Annotated in this window: 16 protein-coding genes and 1 pseudogene; 14 read left to right on the top strand and 3 right to left on the bottom strand. The window is 64.4% G+C overall.

Features of this window, described 5'->3' with window-relative positions:
• The first annotated feature begins 48 nt into the window (after positions 1–48).
• From V3388_RS16235 to V3388_RS16210, 6 genes are all read left to right on the top strand, one after another.
• Entirely contained in the window at positions 49–375 is a 327-nt protein-coding gene (locus V3388_RS16235) for a hypothetical protein (protein ID WP_336368613.1), read from the top strand.
• 11 nt (positions 376–386) lie between these two features.
• Positions 387–830 carry a GFA family protein gene (locus tag V3388_RS16230; protein ID WP_336368612.1) on the top strand — a complete coding sequence of 148 codons (444 nt, stop codon included), beginning with the start codon at positions 387–389 and terminating at the stop codon, positions 828–830.
• 112 nt (positions 831–942) lie between these two features.
• Positions 943–1,620 carry an ABC transporter ATP-binding protein gene (locus V3388_RS16225; RefSeq protein WP_336368611.1) on the top strand — a complete coding sequence of 226 codons (678 nt, stop codon included), beginning with the start codon at positions 943–945 and terminating at the stop codon, positions 1,618–1,620.
• A 4-nt stretch (positions 1,621–1,624) separates the two neighbouring features.
• A complete protein-coding gene (locus tag V3388_RS16220) occupies positions 1,625–3,994 on the top strand; it encodes an ABC transporter permease (protein WP_336368610.1) in 2,370 nt (789 codons plus the stop codon).
• Between the two features lie 41 nt (positions 3,995–4,035).
• On the top strand, positions 4,036–5,244 hold the full coding sequence (locus tag V3388_RS16215) for an efflux RND transporter periplasmic adaptor subunit (RefSeq protein ID WP_336368609.1): 1,209 nt from the start codon (positions 4,036–4,038) through the stop codon (positions 5,242–5,244).
• Positions 5,245–5,340: 96 nt separating this feature from the next.
• A complete protein-coding gene (locus V3388_RS16210; RefSeq protein ID WP_336368608.1) occupies positions 5,341–5,835 on the top strand; it encodes a GNAT family N-acetyltransferase in 495 nt (164 codons plus the stop codon).
• A 58-nt stretch (positions 5,836–5,893) separates the two neighbouring features.
• Here V3388_RS16210 and V3388_RS16205 read toward each other — a convergent pair.
• Both V3388_RS16205 and V3388_RS16200 read right to left on the bottom strand, forming a co-directional pair.
• Positions 5,894–6,598: pseudogene (locus V3388_RS16205) on the bottom strand (Crp/Fnr family transcriptional regulator); the annotation flags it as partial.
• A gap of 211 nt (positions 6,599–6,809) precedes the next feature.
• The gene (locus tag V3388_RS16200) at positions 6,810–7,223 is read right to left on the bottom strand and encodes a hypothetical protein (RefSeq protein WP_336368607.1); all 414 of its coding nucleotides are present in this window, start codon (positions 7,221–7,223) and stop codon (positions 6,810–6,812) included.
• A 162-nt stretch (positions 7,224–7,385) separates the two neighbouring features.
• Between V3388_RS16200 and V3388_RS16195 the strand changes: the two genes are divergently transcribed.
• From V3388_RS16195 to V3388_RS16160, 8 genes are all read left to right on the top strand, one after another.
• Entirely contained in the window at positions 7,386–8,678 is a 1,293-nt protein-coding gene (locus V3388_RS16195; RefSeq protein ID WP_336368606.1) for a permease, read from the top strand.
• Positions 8,679–8,702: 24 nt separating this feature from the next.
• Positions 8,703–9,470: a glucose 1-dehydrogenase gene (locus tag V3388_RS16190; protein ID WP_336368605.1), complete on the top strand. Its 768-nt coding sequence runs from the start codon at positions 8,703–8,705 to the stop codon at positions 9,468–9,470.
• A 2-nt stretch (positions 9,471–9,472) separates the two neighbouring features.
• A complete protein-coding gene (locus tag V3388_RS16185) occupies positions 9,473–10,777 on the top strand; it encodes an ABC transporter substrate-binding protein (protein ID WP_336368604.1) in 1,305 nt (434 codons plus the stop codon).
• Positions 10,778–10,925: 148 nt separating this feature from the next.
• Positions 10,926–11,462, top strand: coding sequence for an iron transporter (locus V3388_RS16180; protein ID WP_336368603.1), 537 nt, complete (start codon positions 10,926–10,928; stop codon positions 11,460–11,462).
• A gap of 2 nt (positions 11,463–11,464) precedes the next feature.
• Complete coding sequence (locus V3388_RS16175) at positions 11,465–11,797, top strand: cupredoxin domain-containing protein (RefSeq protein WP_336368602.1); 333 nt, start codon at positions 11,465–11,467, stop codon at positions 11,795–11,797.
• 52 nt (positions 11,798–11,849) lie between these two features.
• Positions 11,850–12,689, top strand: a complete 840-nt coding sequence (locus V3388_RS16170; protein ID WP_336368601.1) for an FTR1 family iron permease — start codon at positions 11,850–11,852, stop codon at positions 12,687–12,689.
• Positions 12,690–12,705: 16 nt separating this feature from the next.
• Positions 12,706–14,121 (top strand): 4Fe-4S binding protein, encoded by a 1,416-nt coding sequence (locus V3388_RS16165; protein WP_336368600.1) that lies wholly within the window; start codon positions 12,706–12,708, stop codon positions 14,119–14,121.
• A 49-nt stretch (positions 14,122–14,170) separates the two neighbouring features.
• Entirely contained in the window at positions 14,171–14,680 is a 510-nt protein-coding gene (locus V3388_RS16160; protein ID WP_336368599.1) for a methylated-DNA--[protein]-cysteine S-methyltransferase, read from the top strand.
• 62 nt (positions 14,681–14,742) lie between these two features.
• On the opposite strand, the gene V3388_RS16155 is transcribed toward V3388_RS16160, so the two are convergent.
• Complete coding sequence (locus V3388_RS16155; protein WP_336368598.1) at positions 14,743–15,756, bottom strand: MBL fold metallo-hydrolase; 1,014 nt, start codon at positions 15,754–15,756, stop codon at positions 14,743–14,745.

The following is a 15,756-nucleotide window of genomic DNA, read 5'->3' as shown; positions in this document are numbered from 1 at the left end:
GGCCGGCCGCTGTTTCCGCTGAGATCCCGTGGCCGCCGACATCAGCGTATGGACACACTTTTTTCGACAGTTTTGCTGGCGGGACCGGCGCTGTTCTGGATTGGCGTCGCCTGGACGTTTTACCGGCTGGTCAGGCAGTCGTCCCAGGAAGACGGGTTCGCGGTAGCTTTTCGGCACGCGTTTGTCTCGCTCGGGCTGGGGCTGATGGCCTATCTGCCCCTGGCACTGGCGGGCGCATGGGCGTTCTGTTCCGCCTCCGCCGAAAACCTCTGCGGCCTGGGCGGCTATGTCGGGCTTGGGCCCGCCGCCATGGGCCTGGTTCTGATCGCCCGTGCCCGGCGCACTGGGCGGCGTTCGTCCTCCCGGCCCTCTTAAGGAATCACGCTATGAACGGTGAGTGCCTCTGCGGCAGCGTCCGTTTCCGCATTCAGGGCTCGCTGCCCAACTTGTATCAGTGCCACTGCTCGCTGTGCCGCAAAGCGACCGGAGCGGCCGCGAACGCAGCGACGCTGGTCCCGCTCGAACAGTTTACGTGGCTTGCCGGCGAAGCGCTGATTCGCTCTTACCAGAAGCCGAGCGGCTTCCGCAGCGACTTCTGTGGCCAATGTGGCAGCCCCGTGCCGAATACGCTGCGGGACACGCCGCTGGTCTGGGTACCGGCCGGCTTGCTCGATGAGAACGCCAACACCGCCCGAGTGGCGGTGCATCTCCATCAAGCATCGGCGGCGCCCTGGGAATTGCCCCTGCCGCAGTGCTCAGCCCTGTCTGGCGGTCCGGACAGTCTGGCCCAACTCCAGCAACTTCTTCAGAGCCGCGACCACCCGGGGTGACCGTCCTCGACGTCGCCGACCGACTATACTCAAGGAACCCACCAGCCACGTGATGGATCACGCTATGGCACCTGGCGTTACCCCGGCTCAGCCTGTTTTCGAAACCGTTGCCTTGACCAAAATCTATCCGCAGGGCGATGTCCTGGTACACGCGCTCCGGGGGGTGGATCTGGCGCTGTTTCCCGGGGAGCTCGTTGTCATGCTGGGGGCCTCCGGTTCCGGCAAATCCACCCTGCTCAATATCCTGGGCGGCCTGGATACCGCCACCAGCGGCCAGGTGCGCTATCAGGGCACCGACCTCACCGGCGCCTCGGACCGCGCCCTCACCCGCTACCGCCGCGATTACGTGGGCTTCGTCTTCCAGTTCTACAACCTCATTCCCAGCCTGACCGCCCGGGAAAACGTGATGGCAGTTACCGAGATTGCCCGGGAACCCATGGCGCCGGAAGCGGCGCTGGATCTGGTCGGTCTGGCCGCGCGCATGGACCATTTCCCCGCGCAGCTCTCCGGTGGCGAGCAGCAACGGGTGGCCATTGCCCGGGCCATCTCCAAGCGGCCCAACGTGCTGCTGTGCGACGAGCCCACCGGTGCCCTGGATTCGGCCACCGGCATTCTGGTGCTGGAGGCGCTGGCCCGGGCCAACCGGGAAACCGGCACCACCACGGTGATCATCACCCACAATGCCTCGATCGCCCAGATGGCGGACCGGGTGATTACCCTGTCCGACGGGCTCATCAGCGGCGAGCGCCGTAACCCGGTCCGGCAGGACCCGGTCACCCTGAGCTGGTGAAGCCATGGCCCGCAGCGTTCTGCACACCAAGCTGCGCCGGGAAATCTGGCAGATGCGCGGGCAATTGCTGGCCATTGCCCTGGTGATCGCCGGAGGGATCGCCGTGTGCCTGATGTCGCTGGTGAACCTGGAATCCCTGACCGCCACCCGGGACCGCTACTACGCCGAGCGCCAGTTTGCCGCTGTGTTCGTGCAGGTGAAACGGGCGCCCCGGCATCGGCTGCCCACCCTGGCGGCCATTCCCGGCGTCACCGCCCTGAGCGCCCGAATCGAGGCCACGGCAAAACTGACCCTGCCGGGTTTTGATGAGCCGGTCTCCGCCCATCTGGTGTCCGTGCCCCCGGAGGGCCAGCCATCGGTGAACCAGCTTTACCTCCGCCAGGGGCGCCTGCCGGACCCGGCCCGGGACAGCGAGGTGGCGATTATTGGCAGCTTTGCCGAGGCCCACCACCTTGGGCTGGACGACACTTTCAGTGCCATCATCCATGGCCGGCAACAGACGCTGACGGTGGTCGGCGTGGTGGAGTCGCCGGAGTTCATCTACGTGATACCGCCGGGGGGCATGCTGCCGGACTACCAACGCTACGGGGTGTTGTGGATGGGCGAGGACGCGCTGGCCTCGGCCATGGATCTGCGGGGCGCCTTCAACAGCCTGGTGTTGCAGGTGGCACCGGGGCAACCGGTGGAGGACGTGATTGATCGGCTCGACCGGGAGCTTGACCGGTATGGCAGCACCGGCGCAATCGCACGGGCGGACCAGTTTTCACACCGGTTCCTGAGCGACGAGCTCAAACAGCTGCGCATCATGGCCATCATTTTCCCGACCATTTTCATGGGGGTCGCCATGTTCCTGCTGAACGTGGTGGTCTCCCGTCTGATCAGCACCCAGCGGGAGGTGGTGGCCATTCTGAAAGCCTTTGGCTATAGCAACCGCCAGATTGGCTGGCACTACAGCCAACTGGTCCTTGTGATTGCCCTCACCGGCCTGGGCATTGGTATCACCACCGGCCTCTGGCTCGGGCACTGGCTGGGGGAGCTGTACATGGATTATTACCGGTTCCCGACGCTGCTGTTCCGTATCCAGCCGGGCTGGCTGGCCCTGCTGGCCGCGATCAGTCTGGCCGTTGCCCTGCTGGGTGGCTGGCGGTCCATCCGGCGCGCAGCCGCCCTGCCCCCGGCCGAAGCCATGCAGCCGGAAGGTCCCGCCCGCTATCACGTCACCCTGGCCGAGCGGCTGCTGCGCTGGGCCCGGCTGCGCCAGCCGTCCCACATGATTGTCCGGCAGCTAACCCGGCGGCCCGGGCGCACGGCGCTGTCCGCATTGGGTATCGCCATGGCGACCGCGATCGTGGTGGTGGGAAACTTCCAGTTCAGTTCGGTCTCGCTGATGGTCTACACCCAGTTTGCCCGGGTCCAGAAACAGGATATCACCGCGACCCTGGTCGAGCCCGCCAACCCGTCGGCGCTGTACGCTCTGGCCCGACAGCCCGGCGTGCGCTACGCCGAAGGCCGGCGGATCGTGTCGGTGGAACTGGTGAACGGCCACCGCCGGTGGCGCACCGCCCTGACCGGCCTGCCGGAGGGAGCACGCCTACAATTCGTGGTGAACGCGGCGCTCGAAGACGTCGACATTCCCACCGCCGGCGTGTTGCTCACCGATTTCCTGGCACGGGCGTTGGCCGTACACCCCGGCGATACGCTGACCGTGCGGGTACTGGAGGGACGACGGCCGGTACTGCATCTGCCAGTCTCTGGCATCACCAGCGAGTTCCTGGGGGTCAGCGCCACCATGAACCTGGCCGCCATGAACCGCGCCGTCGGTGACGGTCCACGGGTGAACCAGGCGCTGATGACCGTGGACCCGATGCAGACGGATGCCGTGTATCGGAAACTCCGGGACACCCCGGGAGTGATGGCCACCACCCTGCGCCAGGCCATGTTGAACAGCTTTTTCGACACCCTGGCGCGGACCTTCCTGACCTACACATTCATCATCAGCCTGTTGGGCGGCATCATCGCGTTTGGGGTGATCTACAACACCGCGCGCATCTCCCTGGCGGAACGGGGCCGGGACCTGGCAAGCCTGCGGGTGCTGGGCTATAGCCATCATGAGGTTTCCCACATTCTGCTGGGGGAACTGGCGCTGCTCCTGCTGATCGGGATTCCCCTGGGCTGGGGCATTGGCTGGGCCCTGGCCCAAGGGATTGTCACCGCCATGCAAACGGAGCTGTTCCGGGTGCCGCTGATCATCACTACCCACACCCTGGCGCTGGCCGCCAGCGTAGTGATTGCTTCGGCTCTCGCCTCCGGCGCCGTCACCTGGTGGCGGCTGCGAACACTGGATCTGGTGGCGGTTCTGAAAACCCGGGAGTAGCCGGGCCACCCGCTTCCATCATGACTGAGAAGGACCGAGCGATGGCAACGCATCACATATCCGCCGGAAAATGGGCCTTCTGGGGTCTGCTTGGCCTGCTCGCCCTTGCCGTGCTGGCGTTTTTGTTCCGGCCAGAATCGGTCTGGGTGGATCTGGCGACGGTGACCCGCGGGCCGATGGAAGTCACCGTAGTGGAAGAGGGCAAGACCCGGGTCAAAGACCGCTACCGGGTCTCCGCCCCCGTCGCTGGCTATCTGCACCGGGTGCAGTTGGATGTCGGCGACCGGGTGACCCCGGACCAGCCTCTGGCTTTGGTGGACCCGACCCCGGCGAGCATCCTGGACCCCCGCACCCGGGCGGAGGCCGAGGCCCGGGCCGCTGCGGCCGGCGCGGCGCTGCAGTCGATCCGCGAGAAAGTTCAGGCGGCCGAGGCCGACGCCACCATGGCCCAGGCCGACCTTGCGCGCCTCCAGGCGCTGGACGCAGCCCGGTTTGTGTCCGCCGAACGGCTCCAGCAGGCCCGGTCCGCCGCCGTGCGAGCCCAGGCTATTCTGCGCTCTGCCCGGTTTGATGAGGAGGTCGCCGCCCACGAGCTGGCCGCCGCCAGAACCCGTCTACAGGTGTCCAGCGCGGCCTCCAACGGTCAGCAACCCGCCGAGCAAGTCACCGTGCACTCACCGATCGACGGTACCGTGCTGGCCCTGCTGCGCCAGAGTGAGGGCATCGTACAGGCCGGGGAGCCGCTGATGGAGGTGGGCGATCCGCGGGCGCTGGAGATCGTGGTGGATGTGCTCAGCGAGGACGCCGTCCGTCTCCATCCCGGACTGCCCACCCGGCTGACCGGCTGGGGCGGCCCACCGCTGGACGCCACCGTGCGGCGCGTTGAACCGGTGGGTTTCAAGGACGTCTCGGCCCTTGGCGTCGAAGAGCAGCGCGTGCAGGTAATCTCGGACCTGGCGAGCCCGCCGGAGGCGTGGCAGTCCCTCGGCGACGGCTACCGGGTGGACGCCAATTTTATCCTGTGGCAATCCGGCAGCGCCTTGCAGGTGCCTGCCTCATCGGTGTTCACCCAGGACGGCCAGAGCGCGGTCTTTCTGGTCATCGGGCAGATGGCCCACCGGCAATCGTTGACCGTCGGCGCCTCAAACGGGCTGATGACCCAGATCATCGATGGCCTGGCGGAAGGCGATCGGGTGGTGCGCCATCCCGGGCGGGAGCTGAGCGACGGCGACCGGGTGCGCGAGCGTTAATGATGTTGTCACAAACAGCACCCCGGACCGGCTCGGCTTCTGGTACGATCTGAACCATCGATTGCCAAGACTGATTCACGTGCTGTTGGACCACCCATGACCGATAAGACCGCCCTCGCCATCCGTGGCTACCGCTTGCAGGATCTTAGCCCGCTGGTGCGCCTGTTCACCGATTCCGTTCACCAGTTGGCGGCCTCCGCCTACGACGAAACCCAGCGCAACGCCTGGGCGTCCCGCACACCGCACCTGGACACCTGGCGGGCGCGACTGGAATCTCTGGAAACGCTGATTGCGGAGGACGGAGACCAGTTGGCGGGGTTTATTTCCTATGAGCCAAACGGCCACATTGATCTGATTTTCACCACGCCCAATTCCGCCCGCAAAGGCGTCGCCTCCGCCCTCTATCAGGAAGCGGAAGCGCGCCTGCGGGAGGCCGGCGTCACCAGCCTGTTCACGGAAGCCAGTGTGGTGGCTCGGCCATTCTTTGAGCGCCAGGGTTTTTCGGTGGAAAGTGAGCAGAAAGTGACGGTTCGGGGCGTTCATTTTCTGCGCTACGCCATGCGTAAGGCCCTGCAAGCGCCCGCACGCTGATGAGCTGGGGCGCCGGTGCCGAAAGGTTGTCCTCAAACCCGGCTCTCCGGTGCAGCTCAGGCAGATTCAGCAGTTCCACCTGCCGGCCTTGAATACGCACGACGTCATCCCGGTCCAGCCGGGTCAGCACCCGGCTGACGGTTTCCACCGCCAGGCCCAGGAAATTGGCGATGTCCGTTCTGGCCATGTCCAGCCGGAACTGGTGATGCACCATATGCCGCCGTTTCAGCCGAAACGAGACATCCAGCAGAAACCCAATGACCCGCTCTTCGGCGGTACTGTAACTCAGCCAGCGCGTCATCCGTTCAACGCTGTTCAGTTCCCGGCTCATGGATTGCAGCAGCCAATGTTGTAATGCGGGCAACTGGCGGCCGATGGCCTCCAGCTTGCGAAAGTTGAGCCGGCACAGGATGGACCTGCTCAGTGCAACGGCCGAACAGGCTTGCACGCCGTTGACAATGCCCTCCAGACCAAACATGTCGCCGGGCAGGTAAAACCCCAGGATTTTTTCGTCTCCCCGTTCGTTTACGTGAACGGTCTTGACGGCTCCGCTTTTAACGACAAAGCAGGCGGAGAAGGGCTCGTTCTGCCCGAAGATCAGCGTCCGGGCGTTCACCGTCACCTGCTGTTTTACCTCATGCTCCAGGTGCGGAAACAGGTCGAGACCACAGGAACCGGGCAGACAGCCCTGACCCAGCCGGCACTGAACACAGGACCTGGCCACCGTTGGCGTCGCATCCCAAGGGCGCTTCCGGGGCTTCATGCCGCGGCCTGCAACAGGTCAGGCCGGCAACGGTGCTGAACGTTGCTTGAGGTCATGCACCACTCAATACGTCCGTTCATGATGTCTTCAATCTGCATGTCGGCACCCTCCCTGAGCAGCCATGGATCAACAATAAGCAACGTGCACCTTTCAACCCCTGACGCAGATCAAGTTTCGGGCGAACACTCAGTCCGCTTACCGGAGTGTCCGGTTAACCGTACGCGTGCTCGAATACTCTGCAGACGTGCCGGGTCAGTTCGGCACTGGTCATCGGACCCGCGGCCTTGCACTCGCGCACCCTGAGGTCGGGCATCTGGTCCCGCAGGTAATGCTGGAACTCCTTCTTGGCCTGGCCGGAGCCCAGCAATACCAACTCTGAGGCACGGTGCACCCGCCGATGAATACGCTCGAAGTACTGGCCGAGCGCCTGGTTGTACCGGTGCTCCCGATGATCTTCCGCCACCACGTCCTGATGGGCGTTGGGCGCGGACTGCCGGTGCCCGCCGGAGGATTTGGACGGCGCCCGGGCGTTCGATTCAATCACCGTGAGATCCACTTCATCGCCGTGGAGCAGTACCACCACGGCCTTGCTGTAATCCATCCAGATACCGGCTTGAGTGACCATGGGGCCTCCTGTGCAGTGCGCTCGGCGTTTACAGGATCAGCTTGCACCCGGCCGAAACAACACGATTTGATCCAGCGCAACGTCAGGGCAGATTTGAACAATGGCCTTTAGGAACCTATGGTTATAGATCTATCACTCATGGATCCACCATAGGGGGAACCAATGGATAACCTGCTCGGAAGCGTTGGCTCTGCCATTCATCTGGCCGCCGCCATGGGTTGGGACATCCTGTGGGGCCTAGTGCTGGGCTTTCTGCTCTCGGCCATTGTCGATGTCACCGTGTCCAAGGCGGAGCTGCAAAAGCTGATGCCGGACGATTCCGCCAGTTCCATCGGCAAGGCGTCGCTGTTGGGAGCGGCCTCTTCGTCATGCTCCTACGCCGCGGTGGCCATCGCCCGCTCTATCTTTCGCAAGGGCGGCAACTTTACCGCCGCCATGGCGTTCCAGTTTGCCGCCACCAACCTGGTGATCGAACTGGGTATCCTGCTGATCGTGCTGATGGGTTGGGCCTTTGGTGCCGCCGAGTTTATCGGCGGGCCGATCATGATTGCCCTGATGGTGGTGCTGTTCCGCCTGTTCCTTCGTCCGAAACGGGTGGACGCGGCCCGCAAGCAGGCTGAGCAGGGCCTCACAGGCAAAATGGAAGGCCACGCCGGCATGGCCACCATGGACAAGGACGGCAACTGGCTGGACCGGCTGAAGTCCGCCGAGGGTTGGACCTCCATCAGCCACTATTTCGTGATGAACTGGTCCATGCTCTGGAAAGACATCGGCGTCGGGCTGATCGTGTCCGGCGCGCTCGGGGCGCTGGTGCCGCAATCTTTCTGGAACACCCTGTTCTTTACCGGCGACCCAACGCTGGCCATGATCTGGGGCCCCATCATCGGGCCGCTGATCGCCATGGCCTCTTTTACCTGCTCCATCGGTAATGTGCCCCTGGCGGCGGTGCTGTGGAACGGCGGCATCAGTTTTGGCGGCGTGGTCGCGTTCATTTTCGGCGACCTGATCATCCTGCCGGTCCTGAACATTTTCCGGAAATACTACGGCGGCCGGATGACGGTCTTCCTTTTCGTGACGTTCTATATCGCCATGGTGCTGGCGGCGATTGCGGTCGAGTTGCTGTTCGGTGCGCTGGGCTGGGTGCCGCAGGCTCGGGACGCCACCATCGGCGAGGCGGCGTTTACCTGGAACTACACCACCTTCCTGAACATTGGCGCCCTGTGTGTGGCAGGCTGGCTGTACCTGCGTTACCGCCGGACCGGAGGCCCGGAAATGATGAAGGCGATGGAAAGCGGTGGTCACGACCACCATCATCACCATGGGCAGGGTGGCAGCCATGATCACGATCACGACCACGGCCATGATCACCGCCACAGTGAAAATTCCGATGAGGACACGGAAAAATCCGGCCAGTCCGGCCATACTTCCCATAACGCCCACGGACACCACCATTGATGCAAGGCCGGAGAACGCGCATACATGACCGCTGACCACGCCGCAGCGACCCAATCCAGCCACACGCCGGTTGCGCTGGTGACCGGCGCCAGCCGGGGCATTGGCGCGGCTACCGCAAGACTGCTGGCCGCAAGGGGTTACGCCGTGTGCGTGAACTACCGGAACAACCGGGACGCGGCGGACGCGGTGGTCAGCGACATCCGCGCGGCCGGCGGCAAGGCGGTCGCGGTGGCAGGGGATGTCAGCCAGGAGCAGGCCGTACTGGCCCTGTTCGATGCCACCGAGCAGGCCCTGGGGCCAGTGACCGCACTGGTCAACAACGTGGGCGTGCTGTTTACGCAATCACCGCTGGTGGACATGAGCCTGGACCGGTTCAGCACGGTGATGACCACCAACGTGACCAGCTGTTTCCTGTGCTGCCGGGAGGCGCTTCGGCGCATGCACGAGGGCGGCGCCATCGTGAACGTGTCTTCCCTGGCCGCCCGCACCGGTTCTCCCAATGAATATGTGGATTACGCCGCGTCCAAAGGCGCCATGGACACCCTGACCAAAGGGCTGGCTGTGGAAGCCGCGCCACGGGGCATTCGGGTAAACGCCGTGCGCCCTGGCTTCATCCGCACCGGCATCCACGCTGATGGTGGGGAGCCGGGTCGGGTGGAGCGACTGGCCCCCGCCATTCCCCTGAAGCGGGGCGGCGAACCGGAGGAAGTGGCCGAGGCCATCGCATGGTTGCTTTCGCCAGCCGCGTCCTACGTTACGGGCGCACTGATTGATGTCGCGGGGGGCCGCTGAGCATGGCTGTAGCGCACTCCTGGCTCCAGTGGCGCGACCGATGGCGTTGCAGCCTCCTGTTCGCCCTACTGTCGCTTGCGCTGATGCCCGCTGTTGCCAAGGCCTCCCATACCGGCGACGCTACCGGAGATGGCAGCCATCAAATCCTGAACGTCAATTTCATGGTCTCGGGCGGTGAGCAACGGGAAGCGTACCTGTCGCTTGTGGAGGCGTTTGAAGCCGCCAACCCGGACGTGCAGGTGCGCCATCGGGAATACGAACAGGAAACCTACAAGGCCCGAATGGGCGAATGGCTGACCGGCAAAGACGCGCCCCCGGACGTCCTGTTCTGGTTTGCCGGCGAGGTTCTCAACGACTTCGTCCATCGGGGCCTGGTCCGGCCCATCGGCACCTTATGGCAACAGGAAAACTGGGACGCAGCGTTCAGCCCGGCGCTCAAAGCCGTGGTCAGCCCGGACGGCGCCCCGGTGGCGCTCCCGGTTGCCTACTATTCCTGGGGCCTTTACTACCGAAAATCCCTGTTTGAGCGGCTGGGGTTGCAACCTCCGCGGACCTGGAACCAGCTGCTGGCCGTGGGCGAGGCGCTCAAAGGCCAGGGCGTAGTGCCCGTAGCCGTCGGGTCTGAAGCCGGCTGGCCCCTCGCCGCTTGGTTTGACTATCTCGACCTGCGGCTCAATGGCCTGAGTTTTCACCAGGCGGTGACGGCCGGCCACGTGCCGTTTACCGATCCGCGCCTCCGCCACGTCATGAGCCGCTGGAAAGCGCTGATCGATGCCAACTTCTTTCTGGCGAACCATGCCCGTATGAGCTGGCGATCCGCGCTGCCCTACCTGTATCAGAACGCCGCCGGCATGATGCTGATGGGCGCGTTCGTGAAGCCCCAGTTCCCGGAATCCATACGGGATGACATCGGTGTAGCCCCCTTCCCGATGCTCAATCCGGCCATTGGCCGGTACGAGGACGCGCCCACGGACGTCTTTTTCATTCCTGCCCGAGCCAGCCACCCGGCAGCGGCGGAGCGATTCCTCCGGTTTCTGGCCGAACCGGACACCCAGAGCTGGATCAACCAGCAACTGGGAACCACCCCGCCCCGTGACGGCGCACGACGCGCTCAGGACGAACTGGCACACTCTGATCGCCAGATTCTTACCGCCGCCGACGGCTTCGCCCAGTTTTTTGACCGAGACGCCAGCCGGGCCTTCTCAGCCGCCGCCATGCCGGTATTCGTCCGTTTCGCCAGCGGGCTGTACGGCATTGACGAGGCCCTGGAACAGCTCGAAACGATCCGCCTGACGACCCATCCCTGAGCTCGTGCTTTCGGTCCCTCATGGCATCCTGGGCCCCTGTCCGGACTTTCAATCTAAATGCGAATCTTTATCTTTTAATTCCAGTTTGCCCGTTGTACACTGCGCCCATCAACTCAGGAATCGCGCATTAATCAGAAGGAAGCCGTTCATGATTCGAGTGCCCAACGTCGCCCTTGCCTCTGCCTTGCTGGCCGCCTCCACCATGGCCTCCGCCGCTGAATACCCGATCGGCGAGCCCCAGCGGGCCAACGGCATTGAAGTGGGCGCGGTGTACCTGCAACCGGTCATCATGGAGCCGGCCATGGGCCTCGCCGCCAAGGATGCCGACGTGCACCTTGAAGCGGACATTATGGCCCTGGAAGACAACACCAACGGCCTGCCCGTGGGCGCCTGGGTGCCCTACCTGACCGTCGACTACGTGCTTACCCGTGAAGGCAGCGACAAGACGATCGAAGGCACGTTTATGCCGATGGTCGCCAGCGATGGCACCCACTATGGCGCCAACGTGAAGATGGACGGTCCGGGCAAATACCACCTTGAGTACACCATTCACCCCCCCACCTATCACGGCAAGCCGTTCATGCGGCACGTTGACCGTGAAACCGGTGTCGCTGAGTGGTTCAAGCCCTTTACCCTGGAATACGACTTTGTTTACGCCGGCACCGGCAAGAAAGGAGGTTACTGAGCATGCTGAAGTCATCGCGCGTTTTTGGTCTGGTGGCAGGTCTCGCACTGGCCACACCGGCCCTGGCCGATATGCCGTCCTACGATCTGGAACTGAAAGACGGCACCTTGACCCCGCAAACCATCGAGGTGAAGGCGGGCGAGAAATTCAAGTTGAACCTGAACAACACCGGCAATTCCCCGGTGGAGTTTGAAAGCAGCCGGCTGCGCCAGGAGAAAGTTCTGGGCCCGGGCGCCAAGTCTTTCGTGGTGATTCCGGCGCTTAAAGCCGGCGAGTATGAGTTTATCGACGAGTTCCACATGCCGGATGCCAAGGGCAAAATCGTCGCGAAGTAACGCTGTGCTTTTCGCCTGACGGCGACCGGCCGGGAGTAACGAGGAGTTTTCGATGGAACAAGTGATCTTTGTCGTCTGGAGAGAGAGCATTGAAGCCCTCCTGGTGGTGGGCATCCTCTACTCCTGGCTGAAGCAGTTTGGCGCCGACGGCACCCTGCGTTACCTCTGGTTCGGGGTGGCCGGCGGTGTTGGCACCGCACTGGTGCTGGCCGCCGCCCTGCTGGGCCTCGCGCAGTATCTTTCCGGCACCGGGCAGGACATCTTCATGCTGATCATGATGCTGGCGGCCACCGGCCTGATCGTGCATATGGTGATGTGGATGCGCGAGCACGGTCGAACCCTGCACAAGCACTTCGGGGACCAGACCCGGAAGGCCATCGAAAACCAGGCGTTCTGGTCCATTTCCCTGCTGGTGGCCATTGCCATTGCCCGGGAAGGCTCCGAGACCGTGATCTTCCTGTACGGCATGAGCTACGCCCAGCAGACGATGCAGGATTGGGCCAGCTTCGCCGGTGCCGTGCTGTTTGCCATGGTTCTTGCCGGTGGCACCTACTACTTGCTTCAGGCCAGCCGCCGCTGGATGTCCTGGAAGCACTTTTTCCGCTTTACCGAGATCATGCTGCTCCTGCTGGCCGGCGCGCTGCTGGTGTCCAGCGTCGATAAGATGATCAGCCTGGGCTGGCTGCCGGCGTTGGTCGATCCGGTGTGGGACACCTCCGCCATCCTCAGTGACAGCAGCCGGTTTGGCGGCGTGGTGTCGGCTCTGACCGGCTACCGGGCCTACCCGTCCCTGATGACGCTTCTGGTCTGGCTCGGCTACTGGGCGGTGGTTTTGGGTATGTTCAAGTACCAGAACCGTCAAACGGCGACGCCGGCGGCGGCCGCCACCTGATGGGTCGACCAGCCGTATGAGCGGGATCATTGCCACCGACCGCTCGAACCCTGAACACCCCACCAAAGGCCGCGTTGCGGCCTTTGGTGCGTGGATGCGCACCCACCAGACCGCCATCCGCCGCATCCAGTGGGCGGTGGTGCTGTTCTACGCCGTACTCATCATTGTGCCCGCCGTGCGCCCCCTGCCAGATCACACCGCCCACATCTGGGACGACGTCACGCTCTTCGCCCAGTTCCTGTTCTGGGGCATCTGGTGGCCGTTCGTGCTGATTAGCATGGTCCTTATGGGCCGGGTCTGGTGCGGCGTGTTCTGCCCGGAAGGCACCCTGACCGAGTGGGCCAGCCGGCACGGCCGGGGCGGCAGTATTCCGCGCTGGGTCCGCTGGGGCGGCTGGCCGTTCGTGGCGTTTGTGGGCACCACGGTGTACGGGCAGATGATCAGCGTGTACCAGTACCCCAAAGCCACCCTGCTGATTCTGGGGGGCTCCACCGTTGGCGCGCTGATCATTGGCTATCTTTACGGCCGTAACGTGCGGGTCTGGTGCCGGTACCTGTGCCCGGTGAATGGCGTGTTCCGCCTGCTGTCCAAGCTGGCGCCGGTGCACTACCGGGCCGATCCGGTGCAGTGGAAGCTCAGCCGCGCCCGGGGCGAGCGGCCGGAAGCGGTCAACTGCCCCACCCTGCTGTCCCTCAAGGACCTGCAGACCGCCAGCGACTGCCACGTGTGCGGCCGCTGCGAGGGCCACCGGGACGCCATTACCTTCACGCCCCGGGCACCGGGATCCGAGGTGGTCCGGGAAAGCGCCCGTCGGGCGACCCCGGGTGACCTGCTGCTGATCACCTTCGGCCTATGCGGCATTGCCATCGGCGCCTTCCACTGGTCGGCGAGTCCCTGGTTCGTGGACCTCAAGCAGATGCTGGCGGTCTGGCTGGTGAACCACGGCTGGCTGTGGCCGCTTCAGAGCGACCTTCCCTGGTGGATTTTTACCAACTATCCGGACCAGAACGACGTGTTCAACCTGGTGGACGGCGCGCTGCTGCTGGCGTACATCGGCGCCACCGGCGTGGTGATGGGGACGGTGCTGACGGCGCTGCTGGCGTTTGCGGACCGCAGCCTGGGCAAACGCTCCATCCAGCGTTTGAGCCACCTGTCCCACGGGCTGATTCCCCTGGCCGGGGTCGGCGTCTTCCTGGGCCTGTCGGCGGTCACCATCAGCATGCTGCGGGCGGAACAGGTGCCACTGTTCTGGGTGGAGCCGCTGCGGGCGGGCCTGTTGGTGCTGGCCAGCGCCTGGTCTCTCGGGCTGGTGTGGAAAATTGCCGGCCAGTACGGCACCTCGGTACTGCGGCAATTCGGAGCCACCGCGTTCGGCCTGGGTGCCATTGCAGTGGTGGATCTGGCCTGGTGGCTGCTATTCTGGGGATGGTAACGGCTGGGGCATGGGGCTCTGGGCCGCTGGCACCGGGAGGCGCCATCTCATGATTCGCTACACCACGCGCAATACCGCCCTGGGTGAGACTCTGATCGCCGCCTCAGACGCCGGCGTTTGTGCAGTCTGGCCGCTGGCACCCGCCGCCGGGGCCGACAACCTTGAAGCCACTCTTCTAAAGACCTTCCCGGGCGACCCCGTTCGTCGGGATGACGCCGGCCTGACCGACCTGGCCGCGCGCGTTGCCCAAAGCCTGGAGCAAGACAGCACGGACGCGTCCCTCCCGCTGGATTTGCGGGGGACGCCATTCCAGCAGTCCGTATGGCGCTCGTTGCAGGACATTCCCGCAGGAACCACGGTCAGCTACGCAAGCCTGGCCCGAAAACTGGGCAAGCCCCGGGCGGTGCGCGCCGTGGCCGGTGCCTGCGCGGCCAACCGGGTGGCGGTGCTGGTGCCCTGCCACCGGGTGGTTCGCAGCGACGGCGGTCTCAGCGGTTACCGCTGGGGCGTTGAGCGCAAACAGGCTTTGCTGGCGCAGGAAGCCCGGGCGAGCGCCTGAAATGCCACAGGCCCCCGCCGTTCAAACGCCAGGGGCCTGCCTCTCTTGCTCGTTTTACTTCCTCACATACAGCCGGATACGCACCCGCCAGCAGCGTCGAAACCCAGCGTATGCCCGCTCAGGGGTACGTATGCCGGTACATCTACCGCCTTCAGGAACGCCGCCGTGCGGCTGCCGTCACGCACTTTTCCGTCCTCCGTGGCCGGCTCGTTGGCGTGGGAGGGAATCACCGAGGCCGGCTGCACCAGATCGTTGATCACGTACGCGGCTTCGGTCGGCCCGGTGGTGTAGGTATCGCCAATGTTCATCACCACCAGCTTGGCCTTGTAGTGATCGTGAACCACCACCTTCTGCTCGGCGGTAATGCCCGTGTCCCCGGACAGGTACGCCACCAGGCCGTTGGAGAAAGTCAGTACGTAGCCGGTGGGCGGCCCCACGCTCACACTCACGCCGGCCTCAGCAAGCTGATCACCCAGCGGGCCGGGCACAAACGCCGGGGCCACGCCGTTGCTGTGCACCGCCGGCACGGTGGTGATGGTCACCCCGCCAATCTGCTTGCTGGCGCCAAAGCGCACCAGCTGGGATTTGCTGGCATCGCCGCCGGCGGCCTTCAGCTTCGCGCCCAGGAACGGCGGCATTTCACTGCCGGTCACAATGGTGGCGTTTTTCTTTAGGGCGATGGCCACGGTGTTGGATTCTGGAACCATTTTCACCGGGAAGTCAGGCTTGGCGCAGGTGCCCTGGTTGGTTTTCTCGATACGCAGGTCGCCCAGATGGTCCCCGTGAACGTGGGACAGCAGCACCACGTCGATGTCGCCCAGCCGTGGATCGTCTGGCCCGGCCACGGTGCGGCCGGCGTCGTACAGGATGCGGGTGCCGTCCGGGTCTTCAAAGACCATGGCCCGGTCCAGGCTGCAGAATTCATTGTCATGACTGCCCAGCGGCGTCACGGTGACGACGCCGTCGGCCGCCAGGGCCGCGGGTGTGGCCCCCAGCAGGGCCAGGCTCAGCCCGGCCAGAGCGGCGCGCAAGATGGGTCGAAAACGGATGGGTTGTTCGTGTCTTGTTGTTGGCAT

Source organism: Marinobacter sp. C2H3 (assembly GCF_037080155.1).
GTDB lineage: Bacteria > Pseudomonadota > Gammaproteobacteria > Pseudomonadales > Oleiphilaceae > Marinobacter.
This window is presented reverse-complemented; position numbering and strand designations above follow the sequence as displayed.

Excerpts from the sequence above, each read along its gene's own strand:
- V3388_RS16235 (WP_336368613.1), top strand. The coding sequence starts at position 49 with ATGGACACACTTTTTTCGACAGTTTTGCTGGCGGGACCGGCGCTGTTC.
- V3388_RS16230 (WP_336368612.1), top strand. The coding sequence starts at position 387 with ATGAACGGTGAGTGCCTCTGCGGCAGCGTCCGTTTCCGCATTCAGGGC.
- V3388_RS16220 (WP_336368610.1), top strand. The coding sequence starts at position 1,625 with ATGGCCCGCAGCGTTCTGCACACCAAGCTGCGCCGGGAAATCTGGCAG.
- V3388_RS16215 (WP_336368609.1), top strand. The coding sequence starts at position 4,036 with ATGGCAACGCATCACATATCCGCCGGAAAATGGGCCTTCTGGGGTCTG.
- V3388_RS16210 (WP_336368608.1), top strand. The coding sequence starts at position 5,341 with ATGACCGATAAGACCGCCCTCGCCATCCGTGGCTACCGCTTGCAGGAT.
- V3388_RS16200 (WP_336368607.1), bottom strand. The coding sequence starts at position 7,223 with ATGGTCACTCAAGCCGGTATCTGGATGGATTACAGCAAGGCCGTGGTG.
- V3388_RS16195 (WP_336368606.1), top strand. The coding sequence starts at position 7,386 with ATGGATAACCTGCTCGGAAGCGTTGGCTCTGCCATTCATCTGGCCGCC.
- V3388_RS16190 (WP_336368605.1), top strand. The coding sequence starts at position 8,703 with ATGACCGCTGACCACGCCGCAGCGACCCAATCCAGCCACACGCCGGTT.
- V3388_RS16185 (WP_336368604.1), top strand. The coding sequence starts at position 9,473 with ATGGCTGTAGCGCACTCCTGGCTCCAGTGGCGCGACCGATGGCGTTGC.
- V3388_RS16180 (WP_336368603.1), top strand. The coding sequence starts at position 10,926 with ATGATTCGAGTGCCCAACGTCGCCCTTGCCTCTGCCTTGCTGGCCGCC.
- V3388_RS16175 (WP_336368602.1), top strand. The coding sequence starts at position 11,465 with ATGCTGAAGTCATCGCGCGTTTTTGGTCTGGTGGCAGGTCTCGCACTG.
- V3388_RS16170 (WP_336368601.1), top strand. The coding sequence starts at position 11,850 with ATGGAACAAGTGATCTTTGTCGTCTGGAGAGAGAGCATTGAAGCCCTC.
- V3388_RS16165 (WP_336368600.1), top strand. The coding sequence starts at position 12,706 with ATGAGCGGGATCATTGCCACCGACCGCTCGAACCCTGAACACCCCACC.
- V3388_RS16160 (WP_336368599.1), top strand. The coding sequence starts at position 14,171 with ATGATTCGCTACACCACGCGCAATACCGCCCTGGGTGAGACTCTGATC.
- V3388_RS16155 (WP_336368598.1), bottom strand. The coding sequence starts at position 15,756 with ATGCCAACAACAAGACACGAACAACCCATCCGTTTTCGACCCATCTTG.